At 47.6% G+C, this 20,580-nt stretch carries 13 protein-coding genes; 11 read left to right on the top strand and 2 right to left on the bottom strand.

Annotated elements, in window-relative coordinates:
- Positions 1–275 precede the first annotated feature (275 nt).
- The 11 genes from panB (at position 276) to DXN05_RS13320 (ending at position 15,208) form a co-directional block, all read left to right on the top strand.
- Positions 276–1,091 carry a 3-methyl-2-oxobutanoate hydroxymethyltransferase gene (gene panB, locus DXN05_RS13370; protein WP_116847770.1) on the top strand — a complete coding sequence of 272 codons (816 nt, stop codon included), beginning with the start codon at positions 276–278 and terminating at the stop codon, positions 1,089–1,091.
- A gap of 162 nt (positions 1,092–1,253) precedes the next feature.
- Positions 1,254–2,114 (top strand): hypothetical protein, encoded by an 861-nt coding sequence (locus DXN05_RS13365; protein ID WP_147313917.1) that lies wholly within the window; start codon positions 1,254–1,256, stop codon positions 2,112–2,114.
- Between the two features lie 461 nt (positions 2,115–2,575).
- Complete coding sequence (locus DXN05_RS13360; protein WP_147313916.1) at positions 2,576–3,574, top strand: sensor histidine kinase; 999 nt, start codon at positions 2,576–2,578, stop codon at positions 3,572–3,574.
- Complete coding sequence (locus tag DXN05_RS13355; protein ID WP_116847767.1) at positions 3,571–4,266, top strand: LytR/AlgR family response regulator transcription factor; 696 nt, start codon at positions 3,571–3,573, stop codon at positions 4,264–4,266. Before DXN05_RS13360 ends, DXN05_RS13355 begins: the two co-directional genes overlap by 4 nt.
- A 265-nt stretch (positions 4,267–4,531) precedes the next feature.
- The gene (gene amaB / locus DXN05_RS13350) at positions 4,532–6,058 is read left to right on the top strand and encodes an L-piperidine-6-carboxylate dehydrogenase (protein ID WP_116847766.1); all 1,527 of its coding nucleotides are present in this window, start codon (positions 4,532–4,534) and stop codon (positions 6,056–6,058) included.
- Between the two features lie 157 nt (positions 6,059–6,215).
- Positions 6,216–7,919: a S8 family peptidase gene (locus tag DXN05_RS13345; protein WP_116847765.1), complete on the top strand. Its 1,704-nt coding sequence runs from the start codon at positions 6,216–6,218 to the stop codon at positions 7,917–7,919.
- A gap of 5 nt (positions 7,920–7,924) precedes the next feature.
- Positions 7,925–8,443 carry a DinB family protein gene (locus tag DXN05_RS13340; protein WP_116847764.1) on the top strand — a complete coding sequence of 173 codons (519 nt, stop codon included), beginning with the start codon at positions 7,925–7,927 and terminating at the stop codon, positions 8,441–8,443.
- Positions 8,444–8,853: 410 nt separating this feature from the next.
- On the top strand, positions 8,854–9,837 hold the full coding sequence (gene pfkA / locus DXN05_RS13335) for a 6-phosphofructokinase (RefSeq protein ID WP_116847763.1): 984 nt from the start codon (positions 8,854–8,856) through the stop codon (positions 9,835–9,837).
- 22 nt (positions 9,838–9,859) lie between these two features.
- Positions 9,860–11,353: a pyruvate kinase gene (pyk, locus tag DXN05_RS13330; protein WP_116847762.1), complete on the top strand. Its 1,494-nt coding sequence runs from the start codon at positions 9,860–9,862 to the stop codon at positions 11,351–11,353.
- A gap of 328 nt (positions 11,354–11,681) precedes the next feature.
- Positions 11,682–13,565 carry a CocE/NonD family hydrolase gene (locus DXN05_RS13325; RefSeq protein ID WP_116847761.1) on the top strand — a complete coding sequence of 628 codons (1,884 nt, stop codon included), beginning with the start codon at positions 11,682–11,684 and terminating at the stop codon, positions 13,563–13,565.
- Positions 13,566–13,570: 5 nt separating this feature from the next.
- Positions 13,571–15,208: a beta-N-acetylhexosaminidase gene (locus DXN05_RS13320; protein ID WP_116847760.1), complete on the top strand. Its 1,638-nt coding sequence runs from the start codon at positions 13,571–13,573 to the stop codon at positions 15,206–15,208.
- A gap of 80 nt (positions 15,209–15,288) precedes the next feature.
- Here DXN05_RS13320 and DXN05_RS13315 read toward each other — a convergent pair whose 3' ends face one another.
- Complete coding sequence (locus DXN05_RS13315) at positions 15,289–16,875, bottom strand: SusD/RagB family nutrient-binding outer membrane lipoprotein (protein ID WP_116847759.1); 1,587 nt, start codon at positions 16,873–16,875, stop codon at positions 15,289–15,291.
- 24 nt (positions 16,876–16,899) lie between these two features.
- Complete coding sequence (locus tag DXN05_RS13310) at positions 16,900–20,424, bottom strand: SusC/RagA family TonB-linked outer membrane protein (protein WP_116847758.1); 3,525 nt, start codon at positions 20,422–20,424, stop codon at positions 16,900–16,902.
- Positions 20,425–20,580: the final 156 nt, after the last annotated feature.

Genomic DNA, 20,580 nt, shown 5'->3' with positions numbered 1-20,580 from the left:
TTCCGGGCGAAGGGCCTAAGGCAAAAATTGTTCAAGGGACATCTCCGGAGAACATTGAACAATTGAACTATTTGAACCTCATTTCCCTCTCCAACGTTAAACTTCAAACGTGACTATTCATTATTCACCGGCAGCCTTGACCTTGCGCGGAGGCTTGCGCTTTATTTCATTTTTTCCTACCTTGCAGCCCTGCATCTGGGTATGTTTTATTCTAAAGAAGGGCCATATTCAGTCGATTGTATTGTTTCATTTCCTAGCATACTCAATTATTTCAGATGTCAGTAAACAAAGAGGTCAAAAAAATAACGACCAATACCCTTCAGAAGATGAAAGTTGCCGGAGAGAAAATCTCCATGCTAACGGCTTACGACTTTTCCTTTGCCCGTTTGTTTGATAATGCCGGTATAGATGTGTTGCTTGTTGGTGACAGCGCCAGCAATGTAATGGCCGGCCATGAAACCACGCTGCCCATTACACTCGACCAGATGATTTATCATGCACAATCGGTCATCAGGGGCAGCCACCGGGCATTGGTAGTGGTAGATCTTCCCTTTGGTTCGTACCAGTCAAACTCAGAAATAGCGCTGGCTTCAGCAGTTCGTATTATGAAAGAGACCGGTGCACATGCCCTTAAACTGGAAGGCGGCGAAGAAATTGCAGACGGTGTAAAAAAGATTGTTTCTGCAGGCATACCTGTAATGGGGCACCTCGGTTTAACACCGCAAAGCATTTATAAATTCGGCACGTACAACGTGCGCGCAAAAGAAGAAGCAGAAGCCGAGAAGCTGAAAAAAGATGCGCTGTTATTACAGGAAGCAGGCTGTTTTGGCGTAGTGCTCGAAAAAATACCCGCAGCGCTGGCCAAAGAAGTAAGCGAAAGCCTCAGCATACCCACCATTGGTATTGGTGCAGGCCCCTACTGCGATGGACAGGTACTGGTAATGCACGATATGCTGGGTATTAACACAGAGTTTAAACCCCGTTTCCTGCGCCAGTATTTAAACCTGGCAGAGAATATTAACACAGCCGTGCAGCAGTATATACATGATGTAAAATCGAAAGATTTCCCCAGCGATAAAGAATCCTACTAGCAGATAGCTCCCTAAAAGCCGCATCAGCAATGCATTACAGCAATAACCGGCACAACATTGCTGATGCGGCCGGCCGGCGGCGTTTACACACCGCTCCCCGTTTTTAACATTTTCTACCGCATTGGTAGCCGCAGCATTGTTTTCTTTGCAGAAACAACCACCATGCGCAACCGCGTTACCGCTGTATGTATTATCGCCTTACTGGCCGCTTCCTGCGGAAGCAGCAAAAAAAGCACAGGATCTGACGATTCGGAGAAAAAATTTGAAGACGTTATTGCAGAACAGCCGCCTGTATCTGTTACCCGCACTACTACCCCTGTTACGGTAGACGGCGATATCAGCGAATGGAATGTGCCTGCTGCCCTTACTGACCACAGCACTGGCATTACCACCACACTGCAGGCCGATACTGCCAATCTCTACATCGCCATACATGTGATGAACCAGGCTACGCAATACAAAATACTGCGCAACGGGTTAGACCTGTATCTCGACACTGCTTCAAAAAAGAAAGAACAGGTGGTGATCGGTTTCCCGGTGGCAGATCAGAACATGGACATCCCGGTGCCTGCACCGGCAGCAGCCAATGCCAACACCAGCCCCAAAAAAGCCATGATACAAAAAGCCATGATGATGCAAACCCATGGCCTGCTGTATTTTCATGATGGCCTTCACCTCAAGAAAAACGAGCACGGGCCATCAGTAGCACTGGCCGAAGATGGCAACAACAACCTGGTATATGAAGCAGCAGTACCATTGAAAGAAATATTGGGTGAAAACTTCCGGCTTACCGGTACGCCAATATCCTTGTATGTGGGCGCCCGCATTCATGGCTTTGCCAAAAAGCAGGGCGATGACAAATCTGAACAAAGCTTTACCGGCACAGATGAAGGCTTTGGCGGCCGTGGCCGCGGACGCCGTAACCCGGCATTTGGCAGCAATTACCAGGGCGGGGCTTATAACGAGAATCTTGCAAAAATTCACAAAGACGTGGTGTTTTGGGTAAAAGCCAACGTGCAGTAACGATTTAGTTAGCTATAACAAAAGCAAAGGGCCGCAGGTATGCGGCCCTTTGCTTTTCTATAACATAGCCAGGCCCAAATGCAGGCGCCAACAGGCTTCGCGGGCAGAAATCTGCTCCCACCGATAAAATACCTCCTATTATCTAAAAAGCAATTCCTGCATCCGGCATTGTTTTTAAGTTTGCTGAAACAGCCTACCAAACCTGGTATCAACTTATAACCACCCCGCAATGACGGGCTGAATTTTTATTCGGTGGTCAACCATTTGCAGCAGGGTTACAGGGTCGACCTCATTGCGGTACAACAGGGATGTTTTTCTGAAAAAGAAAACATCCCTGGTGGTTTACTCAAACCTTAAATTATTTATAACTTTCATCGCTGAACTCAATTACATTGGTATTGAAACAAAAAAGCTTAGCCGCTCAAATAATTCTGAACATCGCAGCATGGGCCATATTTTTTATGCTGCCTTTTGCATTCCTGTTTCCATCCAATTCCAAAATATCGCCTTTTGAAAGCCAGCGTTTTATATGGATGCTGATTTCATCCAATATCATCCTCATTACCTTTTATTATTTAAACCGCTGGTGGCTTATTCCCAGGCTGCTTGCCCGCAAGCAAACACTGGTATACATTGCAGCAGTGATTGCCTACCTGTTGTTGTACCTGGGTGTAATGTTTTTTATTTTTGTAGATTCTCCTGAAACCAAGGCATGGTTACTGTCGCAGCTGCAAAAGAACCCCAACTTTAAATTCAAGCCGCGTTTCTTTGGCCCCGGTCCTTTAACCCTGTTCCTGCTTACGTTTATCATCAGCAGCAGCTCGAAGGTTATTGCCCAGTGGTTTTATGCAGAAGAAACACGGCAGGAAATAACCAAACAGCAATTACAAACCGAACTCTCGTTACTGAAATCGCAGGTAAACCCGCACTTCCTGTTCAACACGCTGAACAGCATTTATTCGCTCAGCATTACCAACAGTGAAAAAACATCCGACGCAGTAATGAAGCTGTCGCGCATTATGCGTTACACCCTGGAAGAATCGAAAAACGATGAAGTGCCGCTGGCTGATGAAATTGAATTTATACGCAGTTACATAGACCTGCAGAAGATACGCCTTACCGATATGGTGCGTATTGATTTCACTACAGAGGGGGAACTCGAAAACACCCTTATTTCGCCGCTGCTGTTTATTCCTTTCATCGAGAATGCGTTTAAATACGGCATCAGCACCCACCACCCTTCGCATATCAGCATTTTTATTGCTGTACAGCAGCATGAGCTTATTTTCACCTGCGTAAACGATATTGTGCCTGTATCACTCAAGCACGAAAGCACCGGAACCGGTATTGTCAACACCCGCCGCAGGCTGGAGCTGCTGTACCCCGGTAAACATACGTTATCCATTGAATCAAACACCAGGCAGTACAATGTGCTGCTTCGCCTAAATATGAATGTATGAAATGTGTAGCCATTGATGATGAACCGCTCGCGTTGCAACTGGTACAGGGTTATGCCCGTAAAACAGGTGAGCTCGATATTGTTGCCACTTTTACCGATGCCGTAAAGGCCAGGGAATACCTGCAACACAATGATATTGACCTGCTGTTTCTCGACATACAGATGCCCGATATCAACGGGCTGGAACTGTTCAGCAGTCTCGAAAACAAACCGTTGGTTATTTTCACCACGGCCTTTGGCCAGTATGCGGCAGAAGGCTTTAACCTCGATGCGGTAGACTACCTGGTTAAGCCATTCGATTACGAACGTTTTGTAAAGGCAGTAACCAAGGCAAGGGAACTCATCGATTACCGCCAGAACAAGGAGATCAATGAAGGCTACCTGTTTGTAAAACACAATTACCAGTGGAATAAAATTTACTTCAAAGACATCGACCTGATAGAAGCGCTGGATGATTATATCAAAATTTATATTAGTCCCAAACCTATACTGGTACACATGAGCATGAAAGCCGTTGCAGAAAAGCTGCCGGTGTCCAAATTTGTGCGTGTGCACCGCTCCTATATTGTTCCCGTAGAAAAAGTTGACGGCTGGAACAAAAACTCTATCCGCATTGCTGACAAAACCATCCCCATCAGTTACACCTACCAGAAGCAGGTACAGGACATATTGCAGAAGAAGATGGACAGCTGAATACTGGTGAGTGGTGAGTGGTCAGTGGTGAGTAAAAAACACTGCTAACTTTGCCGTTGCCGGTGTCCCCACCGGCAACAGGTATATACTCGCTGTACAAAGGAATCCTTCGGACAGATCATCCCGACTGTCGATTGTCGATTCTCGAAATTGGTACTCGCTCAAATCACTCACGACTGACGATTCACGCCTCACGAAAAGACCCGCTCAGATAGTCTCGACTGTCGATTCTCGATTCTCGATGCCTTTCCCTTAAATTGCATCCATGAACGATATACTTGCAAAACTGAACATACAGGCCCTGAACCAGGGCGTATCTACCGGTTTAAACTGGATAAATACCAACGGTGCAGTAATAGATTCGTACTCACCGGTTGACGGGAAATTGCTGGCCCGGGTAACCACCTGCAGCCGCGAAGCATACGAACAGGTAATTGCCACAGCTACCGCTGCATTTGCCGAATGGCGCATGGTACCTGCCCCCAAACGCGGCGAAATAGTGCGCCAGATGGGTGAGGCCCTGCGGGAAAACAAAGAAGCGCTGGGACAGCTGGTGAGTTATGAAATGGGCAAAAGCCTGCAGGAAGGATACGGCGAAGTGCAGGAAATGATTGATATCTGCGATTTTGCAGTGGGCCTCTCCCGCCAGTTGTACGGCTTAACCATGCACAGCGAACGCCCCATGCACCGCATGTACGAGCAATGGCATCCATTGGGCATTGTAGGTATTATTTCTGCGTTTAACTTCCCGGTTGCCGTATGGAGCTGGAACAGCATGCTGGGCTGGATCTGCGGCAACGTCTGCATCTGGAAACCCAGTGAAAAAACACCGCTTTGCGCCGTTGCAGTGCAAAACATCATCAGCAAAGTATTAAAAGCGAACAATATACCCGAAGGCGTTTGCAGCCTGGTACAGGGTGGCCGCGAAACCGGCGAATGGCTGGCAGCAGATACGCGCATTGCGCTGATCTCTGCTACCGGCAGCACACGCATGGGCCGCCAGGTAGGTGCAGCTGTGGCAGCACGTTTGGGCAAATCCATCCTGGAATTGGGTGGCAACAATGCCATCATCATTTCACAGCATGCAGACCTCGACATGTCGCTTGTAGGCGCCGTGTTTGGTGCAGTAGGTACTGCCGGGCAGCGTTGCACCAGCACCCGCAGGCTCATTATCCATGAATCGGTATACGACAGCTTTGTACAGAAATTGGTGAATGCGTACAAACAGCTGAAAATAGGCAACCCGCTGGATCAGCACAACCATGTAGGTCCGGTGATTGATAAAGATGCGGTAGCCAACTATTTGCAGGCGATTGAGCAGTGCAAACAGCAGGGCGGCACCTTCCTGGTAGAAGGTGGTGTGCTGGAAGGCGCCGGATTTGAAAGCGGCTGTTATGTAAAACCCTGTATTGCAGCGGTTACCAACGATATGGCCATTGTGCAGCACGAAACCTTTGCGCCTGTTTTATACCTCATTAAATACAGCGATCTCAACGAAGCCATTGCCCTTCAGAATGGTGTTCCGCAGGGATTATCATCCGCCATTATGACCATGCACCTGCGCGAGGCAGAGCAGTTCCTGGCCCATACCGGCAGCGATTGCGGCATCGCAAATGTTAACATCGGCACCAGCGGGGCCGAAATAGGCGGCGCTTTTGGCGGAGAAAAAGAAACCGGCGGCGGCAGGGAAAGCGGCTCCGATGCCTGGAAAGCTTACATGCGCAGGCAAACCAATACCATCAACTGGAGCACGCAACTGCCACTGGCACAGGGTATTAAATTCGATTTATAATTACAGCACAGGTGCAATGGTTCAATTGTTCAATGGTTCAACAACCATCCGGCAATTGAACCTGCTGCAACATCCCCCTAAGATTTCCTTAAATCTTTCCGCGTTAACTCCTTAAATTAGCAGTCCGTCGCAATTTTGTAAAAATTACCGTCAGCCAATGCACAGGAGAAAACGCAATATCCTATTCATACTATTGATCGCCTGCTGTAACGGATTGTTTGCACAATCCAGTTTAAAAGGCTGGCATCTCAGGGATCTGAAAAAAGATGGTTTCTACGGCGTAAGCATCGATGAAGCTTACCAGTTTATGCAAGGCCGCAAAAGCACCCCGCTGATTGTTGCGGTGATTGATTCAGGTGTTGACACTGCACACGAAGACCTCAAAAATATTCTCTGGCACAATACACGCGAGATACCCGGCAACGGTATCGACGACGACCACAATGGTTACATCGATGATGTATACGGCTGGAATTTCCTTGGCAACAAAAACGGTCGCAACCTCAAAAAAACCAGCGACGAAAAAACACGCGTATACCATCGCTTCAAAAGCAAGTTTGCAGGTAAGGCAATTGTAGAAGACAGTCTTACCCCGGGCGACCGCTATGCGTACGATATCTGGAAAAAGGCTGCGAAGGAAATGAACGTAAGCACTGATGAACAGGTAGAGCTGATGTTTGTGGAAGTAACCATGAAGGCGCTGAAGAAACACGATAAAGTATTGCGCGAAGAAATGGGTGTTGAAGAATATACCCTGCAGGAACTGGAAAAGTTTCAGCCTGCCACACAGGCTGGCAAACAGGCCAAACTGGGTTACCTCACCTGCTGCAAGCTGATGACACTGGAAGGCGATGAAAAAAACACCGCCATACTCAGCGACCTCGACGAATATGTTTCCGGTAAAAAAGAATCCATGGAAGCGCGTGATGTGGCGCCGCCAGATTACCGTGAGCAGGTAGTGAAAGACAATTACTACGACATCAGCGACCAGTTTTACGGCAACAACGATGTAATGGGTCCCAATCCCTTGCATGGCACGCATGTAAGCGGTATTATTGCTGCCGAACGCAACAACAATACCGGTATTGACGGTGTGGCCGATAATGTGAAAATAATGATGATACGCGCCATTCCCGATGGCGATGAATACGATAAAGATGTAGCCCTTGCTATTAAATACGCGGTTGACAACGGAGCGAAAGTCATCAACATGAGTTTTGGCAAAGCCCTGTCGCCCGAGAAACAATGGGTAGATGAAGCCATTCGCTATGCAGAAAACAAAGACGTACTGATTGTACATGCAGCAGGCAATGAATCGGAAGACGTGGATCAGAAAGACAATTTTCCCAACCCTGATTTGCAGACCTTCCACAACCACGCGAATAATTTTATCACCGTTGGCGCCAGCAGCGATCCGCAGATTGGAGACGGTGGAATTATTGCCGATTTCAGCAATTACGGTCACAACAATGTTGACATATTTGCGCCGGGTGTAAAAATTTATTCTACCCTGCCGGGCAAAAGTTCTTATGGCTTTTTAAGAGGTACCAGTATGGCAGCACCTGTTGTTACAGGCATTGCAGCAATGATCCGCGAGTATTTTCCCGAGCTGTCTGCCACGCAGGTAAAATATGCCATACAGCAATCAGCCTTCGGTTGCGACAGCACCATCAAAATTGTGAAACCAGGCACAAAGGACAAGGTATCATTAACCGAGCTTTGCCAAACCGGCGGTTTTGTAAATGCTTACCGTGCGCTGGAAATAGCATCGAAGCTGGCACCTGAAGACAGGAAGAAAACACCTGCTCCTGTACCGGCTGCGCCCAAACCGGTAATGCTGCGCAACAACAAACTCAATTAACAACTATGCCAAGACCTGCTACTACTGAGCACGCGCCTTATCATGCCGGTTATATATCCCTTGCTACCGGCGAATCTGTTACTGAGTTAATGCGTAACCACTCAGCCGCTATTTTTGAATTTTACAATGCATTACCCGAAAGCAAGGCAGATTACGCTTACGCCTCCGGTAAATGGACCATAAAGGAAATGCTGCAGCACATTATTGATTCCGAACGCATTTTTTCATACAGGGTATTGCGCATTGCACGTGCCGATAAAACACCGCTGCCCGGTTTTGAAGAAAACGATTATGCCGCCGCAGCAGCAGTAAGTGTAGGCAAACGCAGTATGGCTTCGCTGAAAGAAGAGTTGAACCTGCTGCGCCAAAGCACAGATGCCATGCTGGCTTCATTAACCCCTGAAAGCCTGCAGCAAACCGGTACCGTGAACAACCACACGCCTATCAGTGCCAACGCGGTTGCGTTTATTTTGTTTGGTCATTTGCTGCATCATAAAAATATACTGGAGCAACGTTACCTGTAGCTGTTTATTGCAGAAACTAACAATTATTTGTTTTGTTATAGTTTCTGGTGCAGTTCCTGGAAAATAAAAATCACTGCCAACATTTGCAGCGGGTAAAATTAGCCCGCTGTTGTTGTTTTAGCAGGCGCAGGCACTATATCTTAACGATATTAAAATACGCATTCCCGATTATCCTGCTTACCTTGCGGGCGCGTACAGGCAGCAATGTTTTCCGTAAAACGATAATTACAGTTTTCCATATACGTGTTTTTTACTTCGTGATCCTGTGTAAAAAATGAATTATGCCTTGTTAAATGTTAGTTGCAGGCAAATACGTATTTTTGAAACTTCGAAAACGATTGCGAAAGTTTATTAAATAATTTACCTGCTGACCGTGAAATTCTTTAATAGAATAATTTGATTGTTGCAAAATGTCGAAAAAAGTTACAAAGATCGGAGTATTAACCTCAGGTGGCGATGCTCCGGGAATGAATGCTGCTGTAAGAGCCGTTGTCAGAACCGCAATTTATAATGGACTGGAAGTGTATGGCGTTGTGCGTGGTTATACCGGTATGATTGAAGACGATATTTACCATATGGATTCCAAATCCGTGGCAAATATTATTCAGCGCGGCGGCACCATCCTTAAAACCGCACGTTGTAAAGAGTTTTTCACCCCCGAAGGCCGTTTAAAAGCCTATAACAACCTGGCCAAAAGAGGTATTGACGGTTTGGTGGTAATTGGCGGCGACGGCAGCTTTAACGGCGCACAGCGTTTCAGCAACGAATTCGACATTCCCTGTATCGGTATTCCCGGTACCATTGATAAAGATATTGCAGGCACTGATTACACCATTGGCTTTGATACCGCAGTTAACACTGCTGTAAACGCCATCGATAAAATACGCGATACGGCAGATGCCCATGACCGCCTGTTTGTGGTAGAAGTAATGGGCCGCGATGCGGGCTATATTGCACTGCACAGTGGTATTGCCACCGGTGCAGAAAAAGTATTTGTACCCGAAGCACAAACCGATATTGATGAACTGGTGGCCTCGCTCACCGAAAAGGAACGCCGTAAAAAACTGGTGAACCTGATTGTGGTAGCAGAAGGCGATAAGTTCGGCGGCGGCAATGAAGTGGGTAAAATTCTGAAAGAAAGAATGCCCAATGCCGATATCCGTGTAAGCATTCTCGGTCATATCCAGCGCGGCGGCGCCCCCAGCTGTTTCGACCGTTTAATCGCCAGCCGTATGGGCTATTATGCAGTGGAAAGCCTGTTACATGGCCGCCACAACGTAATGGTGGGTATTGTAAACGACCAGATGAATTACATTCCCCTCGATACCGCTGTAAAAGAAAAACATATCTTCAGCGATGAATGGTTACATATTCTTAAAGTATTAGCTAGTTAAATATCCCCATAAAAGACAAGTCATGTCAAAAAACATTGAAAAATACCTGCACAAGGAAATGGATATGAAAGCAGGTATTGAACACACTTTCCATAAAACTAAGATTGTTGCAACAGTAGGTCCTGCCTGTGACACGTACGAAAAATTACTGGAACTGGTTAAGGCAGGTGTGAACGTTTTCCGTCTCAATTTTTCGCATGGCAATCATGAGGACAAAGCGAAAATCATTGAGCACATCCGCAGCATCAATAAAACCGAGCCTTACAATATTTCCATTCTCGCCGACCTGCAGGGACCTAAGCTGCGTGTAGGTGAAATTGAAAACGGTGCGCTGCCCATTGCTACCGGTGATATTCTCACATTTACTTCCAAAGAAAAAGTAGTAGGTACCAAAGAAAGGATCTACGTTTCTTACCCCAACCTGCACGACGATGTGAAAGTAGGCGACAAAATCATGATCGACGATGGCAAACTGGAAGTAGTCGTTATCGAAATAACCAAAGAAGGCGATGTAAAAGTTGCCGTAACATACGGTGGTACCCTGTACCCCAAAAAAGGCGTAAACCTGCCTGATACTGCTATTTCACTGCCTGCGATGACAGAAAAAGACATCGTTGATTTTGAATTTATCGTTACCCAGGATGTGGACTGGATTGCATTGTCGTTCGTGCGTAAAGCAGAAGACATTGTTGACCTGAAACGCAGACTGGCCGAGCGTAACAGCACTGCCAAAGTAATTGCCAAAATTGAAATGCCATCTGCACTGGTAGATCTCCGCAACATTGTGGTTGAATCAGACGGCGTGATGGTTGCACGTGGTGACCTCGGTGTTGAGCTGCCTGTTGAAAAAGTGCCTATGGCGCAGCGCGATATCATCCGCAAATGTATTCACCGTGGTAAACCGGTTATCGTTGCTACCCAGATGATGGAAAGCATGATTGACCGTGTTAAACCCAACCGCAGCGAAATCACCGACGTGGCCAACGCCGTTCTGGAAGGTGCCGACGCCGTGATGCTGAGCGGTGAAACTGCTACCGGCCAGCACCCTGCACTGGTAGTGGAAACCATGCGCAAAATCATTCTCGAAGTAGAAAAAACAGAATACCGCTACAACCGCGAAGAAGACCTGAAGCCACAGTCGCATTCACCTTCTTTCCTGAGTGATGCCGTTTGTTACAATGCCTGTAAAATTGCCCGCGACATTAATGCCGATGCCCTCATCGGTATGACGCAGAGTGGTTACACCGCCTTTGTACTGAGCAGCTACCGCCCCAAATCACCGCTGTACATCTTCACCAAAGAAAGATCACTGGTAAACCAGCTGAGCTTAAGCTGGGGTGTACGCGCCTTCTACTACGATGAAGAAGAAAGCCTGGATGATATCATGTTCGACCAGATCGATATCCTGAAAGAAAGAGGCTTCATCAAAACCGGCGACGTTGTAATCAACACAGGCAGCACCCCTGTTAAATTACACCTCCCCACCAACTTGTTGAAGGTTACCAAAATCGATTAATACAGAAAAGCCTCCCCCGGGAGGCTTTTTTAATGGTTAGATGGCCTTATTGCTGAATGGCTGGAGAACAGCTGCAAGCTGCGAGCTCCAGGCTTGTTTGCCACAAATCGCTTTTGGCGGAAGTAACATTTACCATGCCCGTGGCTGTGTCCCCACAGCCACCTCCTCACCCAAGTTAGTCTCGACTGTCGATTCTCGATAGTTCACCATCACACGCAAACGTTTGCTTAAGGCATCCCGGCAAAACAATGCCATTCTGCTGCGCGTCAACAACACTCCTTCCGTATCTTCATAGCATCACTGTAAATACAAACAAAAGAACATTGCTATGAAACGATTTCTGTTGGGCATGATGACCCTGCTGCCGTTTTGCGCTATGGCACAGGATGCAGATTCTGCCTGGGTAAGGGACCATTACATAAAACTGGAACAGTACATCCCCATGCGCGATGGCGTGCAGCTTTTTACCAGTATCTATATGCCAAAGGATACTGCAGAGAAACATCCCATCCTCATGACCCGCACGCCTTACTCCTGTGCGCCATACGGCAGCGATAAATGGGCACCGCGGTTATGGAAATCGTATCTTAAAAATTATATCCGGGAAGGTTATATTATCGTAACGCAGGACGTGCGCGGCCGCTGGATGAGTGAAGGGGTGTTTGAAGATGTTCGTCCATTCAATGCCACCAAAACAGGCCGGCAGATTGATGAAAGCAGCGATACCTACGATGCCATTGACTGGATGGTGAAGCATGTGCCGGGTAACAACGGGAATGTGGGTGTGTTTGGCATCTCCTACCCCGGCTTTTATTCTACCATGGCCGCAGCATCCAATCACCCGGCGTTGAAAGCAGTGAGCCCGCAGGCACCTGTTACCAACTGGTTCCTGGGTGATGACTTTCATCACAACGGCGCATTCTTCCAGATGGATGGTTTTGCCTTTTATACCTCCTTCGGCAAACCACGCCCCAGGCCTACAACCATTGGCCCCAAAGGGTTTGAGTATCCTACGCATGACAACTATAAATTTTACCTCGAAGCAGGTTCGCTCAAAAAACTGGGCGAGCTGATGGGTGATAGCGTACTGTTCTGGAAAGACCTCTATGCACATCCCAACTACGATGCCTGGTGGAAAGCACGCGACGCCCGAAACGCCACCGTTAAACTGCAACCTGCCATGTTATGGGTAGGCGGTAACTTCGATGCAGAAGACAATTGGGGCGCATGGAATGCTTACCGTGCAGCGGAGCAGAACAATCCCGGCAAAGACTTCAACAAAATAGTCATGGGTCCCTGGTTTCATGGTCAGTGGGCCAGCCTTGATGGTACACATCTGGGCAATGTGCGTTTTGGCGCCAACACATCCGACTGGTACCAGCAGAATATTGAAATCCCTTTCTTCAACTACTTCCTGAAAAACAAAGGCGATAAACCGAAGATTGCAGAAGCCAATGTATTTATTACCGGCGCCAACGAATGGAAACAATTCAGCCAGTGGCCGCCTGCCGGCACAGAAGACAAAGCCCTGTACCTGCACGAAAATGGTGGTCTCAGCTTTACTGCTCCAACGGCAACAGGCGGCTTCAGCGATTATACCAGCGACCCGGCCAAACCCGTTCCCTATACGGAAGACGTGCATTTTGGCAGAACCAGGGAATACATGACCGATGACCAGCGTTTTGCTGCACGCCGCCCGGATGTACTGGTATTTCAAACCGATACATTGACAGATGATGTGACCGTAACCGGTACTGTACTCGCAGATTTGCAAACCAGCATCACCACTACCGATGCGGATTATGTAGTAAAGATCATCGACGTGTTCCCTGATAATTTCAGCTATGGCAATGAAGTAGCCGTAACCGGTCACCAGGCGCCTGTAACCTACCCCATGGGTGGTTACGAAATGCTGGTACATGGCGAAATATTCCGTGGCCGCTTCAGGAACAGCTTTGAAAAACCGGAAGCCTTTACACCCAATAAAATTGAAACCGTTCGTTACAAAGTGGGCGATGTGGCGCACACCTTTAAAAAAGGGCACCGTATGATGGTACAGATTCAAAGCTCCTGGTTCCCGCTGGTTGACCGCAACCCGCAGCAGTTCATCGATATCTATCATTGCAACCCCGGTGATTTCAAGAAATCAGCTATCCGCATTTATCATAACGCAGCACACGTCAGCAAAATCATATTACCGATTCTGAAATAGTCATTATGAAAAAAACAATGATCGCAGCCTGCCTCCTGTTGGCAAGTCAGCTGTTTGGCCAGTCGCCCGTATCCATTATACCGGCGCCTGTGAAGCTCACCACGCAGGAAGGCAATTTTATTCTTACGCCTTCAACCGTAATTGTAAACACAACCGGTGAAGAAAAAACTATCCGTTTCTTTAACGATTACCTGCAAAAGTTCTATGGCTTTAAACTGAAAGAAGCCAAAAAGGCGAGCCGCAATTTTATCGAGTTAACCACGCCTACTTTCATTAAAGCGCCCGACAATGCCGAGCGCTATACCATGAATGTAACACCCGATAAAATCAGCATCACCGGAGACAGCCACCAGGGCACGTTTTACGGCATGCAAACCCTGCTGCAGCTATTACCTGTAGAAGACGACAAATCGCTGAATATACCGGCTGTAGACATCGAAGATTACCCACGTTTCGGCTACCGTGGTATGATGCTGGATGTGGGCCGCCATTTCTTCAGCGTGGACTTTGTAAAACAGTACATCGATTTTCTTGCATTGCATAAAATCAACACCTTTCACTGGCATTTGACCGAAGACCAGGGCTGGCGCATAGAAATCAAAAAATATCCCAAACTTACACAGGTAGGCAGCTGCCGCAACGGTACCATTACCGGTCACCACCCGGGCAATGGCAACGACAACGAAAAACATTGCGGCTACTACACACAGGCGCAGGTAAAAGAGATCGTGAAATATGCAACAGATCGTTTTGTAACCGTGATCCCTGAAATTGAACTGCCTGGCCACTCTTCTGCGGCCATCGCTGCTTACCCGCAGCTGAGCTGCTTTCCCGATTCGGCTACCCCTATACACAAGGGCGTAACCTGGAGCGGCAGCAAAAGCGGCAAACAGGTGCAGCAATCATGGGGTGTGTACGAAGATGTGTATTGCCCCAGCGAATACACCTTCAAATTTTTACAGGATGTGCTGGATGAAGTGATAGCGCTCTTTCCTTCAAAATACATTCACATTGGCGGTGACGAATGCCCCAAAGACTACTGGAAAAAATCAGCCTTTTGCCAGCAGCTGATCAAAGACAACAACCTGAAAGATGAGCATGGCCTGCAGAGCTATTTTATACAGCGTATTGAAAAATACATCAACAGCAAAGGCCGCCAGATTATTGGCTGGGATGAAATTCTGGAAGGCGGCTTAGCCCCTAATGCAACAGTAATGAGCTGGCGCGGTGAAAAAGGCGGCATTGAAGCAGCCAGCCAAAACCATGATGTAATCATGACGCCGGGCGAATGGATGTATATTGACCATGCGCAGAAAAAGAACGAAGATTCTTTAACCATCGGCGGCTTTTTATCACTGGCCAAAGTGTACAGCTACAACCCCATACCTGCCGCATTAAGCGCAGCGGCTGCCAAACACGTGCGTGGTGCACAAGCCAACCTGTGGACGGAATACATCAGCAACCCTGCCAAAGTAGAATACATGATATTCCCGCGCATGGAAGCAGTAAGCGAAGTACTGTGGAGCCCGCAGGAAGCGCGCGACCTGGAAGGCTTTAAAACACGCCTCGGTGAGCAATTCAAACGCTACGACTTATGGAAAGTGACTTACTATCCGAATCTTAATGAACCATTGAATAAATAAAAAAAGGAGCCCGAGGGCTCCTTTTTGGTATCAAAACAATCTAACAATAAAGAAACGCCCGGCTTTGCCGGGCTTTTCTTTTATTGTTTATCCCACCAAACCCTTGAAGTCATCTTATCGCCGTCAGTCAGCCTTGACACAGCATCTTTGTAGTTGGCTGCGTTGGTAGAAGGCTCACCCTGCGGGTAAGTAAAACGGCGGGGAATGGTGCCGTTGGTATTGTTATTGGGATAGTTCACCGGTGTTAAAGTGGGGTAACCGCTTCTTCTCCAGTTGGCCCATGATTCATTTTCATCCATAAAAGTCGCGATCCAGTACTGGTTGTTGATTTGCTCCAGTGCAGTAGCATCGTTTAGCGGATGTGCCTTTGCATAATCATCGGCCGTAGCACCTGACGGGCCTGCCCCCATCTGTACCAACTGCGTAATAGAAGCAGAAACACCATTTTTATAATAATCAGCCGCAGTACCGCTTATCCAGCCACGGCTGGCTGCTTCTGCCAGCAGCAGCTGCGTTTGGCCGTATGTAAGAAAGGCAGTAGGTGCATCGAGACGGGAAAAAGTATACCTGTTTACCACTGAGTATTTATTGGTGCCGTCATGCGAAGCGGGGTCGCGCACACCAGGATAGTTAGGCGCATAAACAATATCCCTTTCGCTGCCGCTTAAATCCCAGCCATTGGGCTGCCCCAGCTGCACAGCAGCCGTGGTATCGCCCATATCACCGGTTACGCCGGGATCGGCACATACAGTACCGAGATAGCTAAGCCTGGGGTCACTGTTGGCTTTCAGCAGCTCTACAAAAGTCTGGCTAAGCCTTGACGCGGTAGGGTCATTACCAATCAGGATCAAACCAGAACCATTGGGCGTAGGTGTACCGCCGTTGGCATCGTGCTGCAGAATGGCATTGTCGCCATTACCTTCCATTACACCACCTGCAACTGCTGCCTGCACCCATTTCTGTGCATTGGCAGCATCCACCTTGCTTAAACGCATGGCCAGGCGTACCATTTCAGAGTAGGCAAACTTTTTCCATTTACCAACATCGCCACCGTATAACAGATCGGCCTTGCCAACTGTATTGGCGGCAGCCGGGTCAAGTTTGGAGGCTGCATCCTGCAGTTCCTTAAACAGGTCGTTGTAAATATCCTGTTGCTTATCGTATTTGGGTGAGGTAATGTTGCTGATAAAGCCCAGACCAGCCTGCGAATACGGGCAATCGCCATACATATCCGTTATGCGCTGGAACATGAATGCTTTGAAGATGCGCGCAATGTTGTAGAAATTGGCCTTGGCCGGATCTGTTTTCGTGTGTTCTACCACTTCTACAATATTGGTAAAACTGTTGTTGTAGTTATTATCCCAGTAAGCTGAGTTGTAACTGGCATTGTAGAAATATTTGTCGCCGTCCCAATACCCGGTGGTAGATGACAGGTGCTGTATCATACAGGCAGAATAAATGAGGTTATTACGCCAGTCTTCATACCCATTGGCATCACTGTTACCCGAGGTAATCAGCTGTGCACTGGTAAAAAGAAAGTTGAAATCCATTTTATCTACCGTGGTATGGTTGGGGTCTGTATTAATTTGTTCGAAGTCTTTTTTACAACCGGCTCCCAGCAGCATCCCTGCAGTAACAGAAGCCATTATAAGCAGTTTACTTTTCATACTTGAATTTTGAAGCATTAATCATTAAAATTTCACGTTCACATTAAGACCGTAGTTGCGCACCGCAGGGAAACCGGATAATTCAAGTCCCTGGCCATTGGTATTGTTCACGCTCGATTCGGGATCGATATTGGGCGTGTGTTTAACCAGTGTAGCCAGGTTACGCCCTACGAGTGATACGCTTAATCCCTTGATAAAACTGTTTTTCAAAGCTGATGCAGGTATTGAATAACCGATCGATAAAGAGCGCAGCTTGATGAAGCTGGCATCATACACAAACTCTTCCGCGATATGGTCACTGCCGCCGGCTGAGATATCTTCGAAGTATTTCTCTGCATTGATTTTGGTGGTATTCACCTTGCCGTCTTCTGTTACACCCCGACCTACATAACCGCCATCCCTGCCTGCCAGTGTTTCTTTCTGCAAACCGTAGTAGTACAGCAGCAGGTTGGTGCCTGAGTAAATTTTAGCACCGAATTTAAAGTCGAACAGGAAGGCCAGCGAGAAGTTTTTATAGTGCAGTTCGTTGTTCAAACCACCTGTTTGTTTGTACACACCTGAACCAAGCGGCATAACATCTGTAGGTACAGGCTCTCCGTTTTTGTCGAAGATTTTGTTGCCGCCTGCATCGCGTTTGTAGCCATAGCCCATAATTTGCCCGTAAGGCAGGCCAACCACATTGCTAATACTCACTTCGCTACCCCAGCGCGGGTAAGCGCCATCTACCACAATGCTCTGCAAACCGCCCAGGCTTAACACCTTGCTTTTGTTGTAAGCGAAGTTGAACGATACATCCCAGTAAAAATTGCGTGTTTTAACAGGTGTGCCGGTTAACAGCAACTCTATGCCCTGGTTGCGTATTTCACCCACGTTCTGCACTTTCTGGTTGTAACCGGAAGTAGGACTTACCGTGAGTTTAACGATGTCATCCGTTGTTTTCTTGTTGTACACCGCTACATCAAGTCCCAGGCGGTTATGCAGGAACTGCATGTTTAAACCAATTTCCTGTTCTTTGATGCTTACGGGTTTTAAAGCAGCATTGGGAATAGCCTGTGAAGCTACATAACCAAGCGGCTGGCCGCTGATGGTATAACCCTGCAGGCCGTAGGTAAGTGCGTTCTGGTAAGGAGACGTACCGTTTGAACCGCCTGCATAGGAAGCACGCAGTTTACCGAAGTTGATCCAGCTGGGCATTTTAAGCACATCGGAAAACACGAAGCTGGCTGCTACCGAAGGATACAGGTAGCTGCTGGTATTTACATTTAAAGTAGAGAACCAGTCGTTACGCGCGGTAACAGATAAAAACAGGAAGTTTTTGTAACCGAGGTCAGCACTGCCATACACCGAATTTACGCGGTAATGCAGGTAGGTTAAGTTAAAGGGCTTGCTGGCAACGTTGTTGGGTGTGTAATAATCGGCAATGATAAACGGACCGGCAGGTGCAGGTGCTGCAATGCTTGGGTTATAGGTAGGTACTGAACCCACGCCGTATGCCTGGTTTACATTATCCTGCCTGTTTACACCCACATTGGCATTGAAAGTAAAGTCTCCGCCAAATTTCTTGTTAACACCCACCATAAAGCTGCTGTTCAGCTCATGGTAGTTTACTTCGTACTGGGTAATGTTACCACCGTGCACACCATCGTGGCGGGTGTATTGCACACCGGATGGGGTAATATTCGTTACATCAAAAATATAACCGTCGCGTGTTACCTGGCCCTGTACATACAACCAGTCAAGGATGTTGTATTTCAGCTGCAGGTTGCCCGTAAGCCTGTTGCGGTTGGTTTTGTTCTGGTAGTTGTAGGCAATGTAATACGGGTTTTCAAAATAAATATCCGTACCTGGCAGCCATTCTGTACCATCGGGGTTTACGCGGTGATCTTTCAGCCAGCGTATGTCGAAAGTATTGGCTGCATACAGTGGCACGGCCATTACATTGCCCGGTGCGTCGGAAAACGAAGCGCGGTTTTTCACCTGTTCAAACACATAATCGGCAGAGAGTGACATTTGCAATTTGCTGGTAATATTGTACGTGCTGTTGAAGTTTACCCCCTGCTGTTTCAGGTTAGAGTTGGGAATAACCGTATTCAGGTACATGTTAGACAGGCCCAGTCGAAAATGGCCTTTATCATTGGCACCGGTAAGCGCAACAGAAGTCTGGTTGGTTACACCGGTTCTGAAGAAGTCTTTGAAATTGTTTTTGTACGGGCTGTAAGCATAACTTTCACCCAGGAAGTTGACCGCCTGCGAGCCGTCCATTTTGGCGCCCCAGCTGTTGTAAGGGGTAGCCAGCGCAGCATCGGCAGTAGTAGGTTTAACACCCAGCGTACCCTGGCCGTACTGGTATTGGTAATCACTGTTGTCGATTACCCTGTTGGCGGTGAAGTTGTTGTTTAATTCAATACCAAAGCCATGTGATTTAGCGCCCGATTTGGTAGTGATAAGGATAGCGCCGTTACCACCACGGTAGCCATACAGTGCAGATGCAGCCACACCTTTCAGTACCTGTATGGATTCAATATCGTCCGGGTTAATGGTGGATAAGCCATCGCCCATTTCAGGCTGCTGCCCCCACTGGCCTGCAGAACCCTGGCTGGTATTATCGAAGGGCACACCATCAATTACATACAGTGGCTGGTTGTTACCGCTCAGCGAAGCATTACCACGTATTAACACGCGGCTGCCACCATAAGGGCCGGTAGCTTCACCTGCCACACTTACACCGGCAACCTGGCCGGTTAAGGCGTTACCCAGGTTGGTTTCGCGCGATTGTGTGAAGTTGGAACCCGGCACTTCGGTAGTAGAATAACCAAGCGACCTGGATTGTTTTTTAATACCCAGGGCTGTTACCACCACTTCATTCAATTGCTTCTGGCTTTCTTTCAGTGTTACGTTTAAAGGCTCGTCGCCGACAGTGGCTTCAAAGCTTTCGTATCCTACAAAAGAAAATACCAGCGCATCGCCTTTATCCGCATCTATTTTAAATACGCCATTTGCATTGGTGAATACACCTTTTTTGGTGCCTTTAATCATTACACTCACACCAGCCAGCGGTGCGCCGTCGGCAGAGGTTACTTTACCTACAATAGCGGCAAATGCGGCACCATACATATTGGCCACATCGTCGGGCACGGCAAGTCCGTTCATGTTGAAGCCCTGTTCCTTGCCGCTTTTATCGTCGGCCATAACAATAACATAAGTGTTCTCGTTAATCTTTTTATAGGTGAGGCCGGTGTTTTTCAACACCTCGTCCAGAATTCTGGTAATGTTGGCTTTTTTCTCGGTTACATTGTTCACCAGGGTGGTGCCGAGTTCCTGTTCGGAAAAAAGAAAGTAAACGCCTTTTTCCTTGTTCAATTCTTTCAGAACGGAAAACAGGCGCTGTTTACGTGTATCCTCTTTATCGTATACGGCATACGACGCCGCTGCAACTCTTGCAGTTTTGGATGGCGTATAAGCGTACACGTTTTGAGAATAGCCCGCAATACTCAGCAGCTGCGCTCCCACTAAGCAGCCTAGCATCCGGATAGGATAAGATTTTCTCATTGTTGTTTGCAGTTTAAGTAATGGTAGTATTCGTTACAATTGGCTTTGGCAAAGGAAGCTTACTGGTGTCTTTCCAAGGTATAATACACCACAGCACATGCTTTTACAGGCATGCAGCAGTGTATCAAATGGAAGAGAATCGACTAATTGATGCTG

Source organism: Deminuibacter soli (assembly GCF_003412455.1).
GTDB classification, from domain to species: domain Bacteria; phylum Bacteroidota; class Bacteroidia; order Chitinophagales; family Chitinophagaceae; genus Deminuibacter; species Deminuibacter soli.
Note: the sequence above shows the minus strand (reverse complement) of the source record. Positions and strands in the feature narration are given on the sequence as shown.

Excerpts from the sequence above, each read along its gene's own strand:
- DXN05_RS13360 (WP_147313916.1), top strand. The coding sequence starts at position 2,576 with ATGCTGCCTTTTGCATTCCTGTTTCCATCCAATTCCAAAATATCGCCT.
- panB (WP_116847770.1), top strand. The coding sequence starts at position 276 with ATGTCAGTAAACAAAGAGGTCAAAAAAATAACGACCAATACCCTTCAG.
- DXN05_RS13310 (WP_116847758.1), bottom strand. The coding sequence starts at position 20,424 with ATGAGAAAATCTTATCCTATCCGGATGCTAGGCTGCTTAGTGGGAGCG.
- DXN05_RS13315 (WP_116847759.1), bottom strand. The coding sequence starts at position 16,875 with ATGAAAAGTAAACTGCTTATAATGGCTTCTGTTACTGCAGGGATGCTG.
- amaB (WP_116847766.1), top strand. The coding sequence starts at position 4,532 with ATGAACGATATACTTGCAAAACTGAACATACAGGCCCTGAACCAGGGC.
- DXN05_RS13320 (WP_116847760.1), top strand. The coding sequence starts at position 13,571 with ATGAAAAAAACAATGATCGCAGCCTGCCTCCTGTTGGCAAGTCAGCTG.
- DXN05_RS13340 (WP_116847764.1), top strand. The coding sequence starts at position 7,925 with ATGCCAAGACCTGCTACTACTGAGCACGCGCCTTATCATGCCGGTTAT.
- DXN05_RS13355 (WP_116847767.1), top strand. The coding sequence starts at position 3,571 with ATGAAATGTGTAGCCATTGATGATGAACCGCTCGCGTTGCAACTGGTA.
- pfkA (WP_116847763.1), top strand. The coding sequence starts at position 8,854 with ATGTCGAAAAAAGTTACAAAGATCGGAGTATTAACCTCAGGTGGCGAT.
- pyk (WP_116847762.1), top strand. The coding sequence starts at position 9,860 with ATGTCAAAAAACATTGAAAAATACCTGCACAAGGAAATGGATATGAAA.
- DXN05_RS13365 (WP_147313917.1), top strand. The coding sequence starts at position 1,254 with ATGCGCAACCGCGTTACCGCTGTATGTATTATCGCCTTACTGGCCGCT.
- DXN05_RS13345 (WP_116847765.1), top strand. The coding sequence starts at position 6,216 with ATGCACAGGAGAAAACGCAATATCCTATTCATACTATTGATCGCCTGC.
- DXN05_RS13325 (WP_116847761.1), top strand. The coding sequence starts at position 11,682 with ATGAAACGATTTCTGTTGGGCATGATGACCCTGCTGCCGTTTTGCGCT.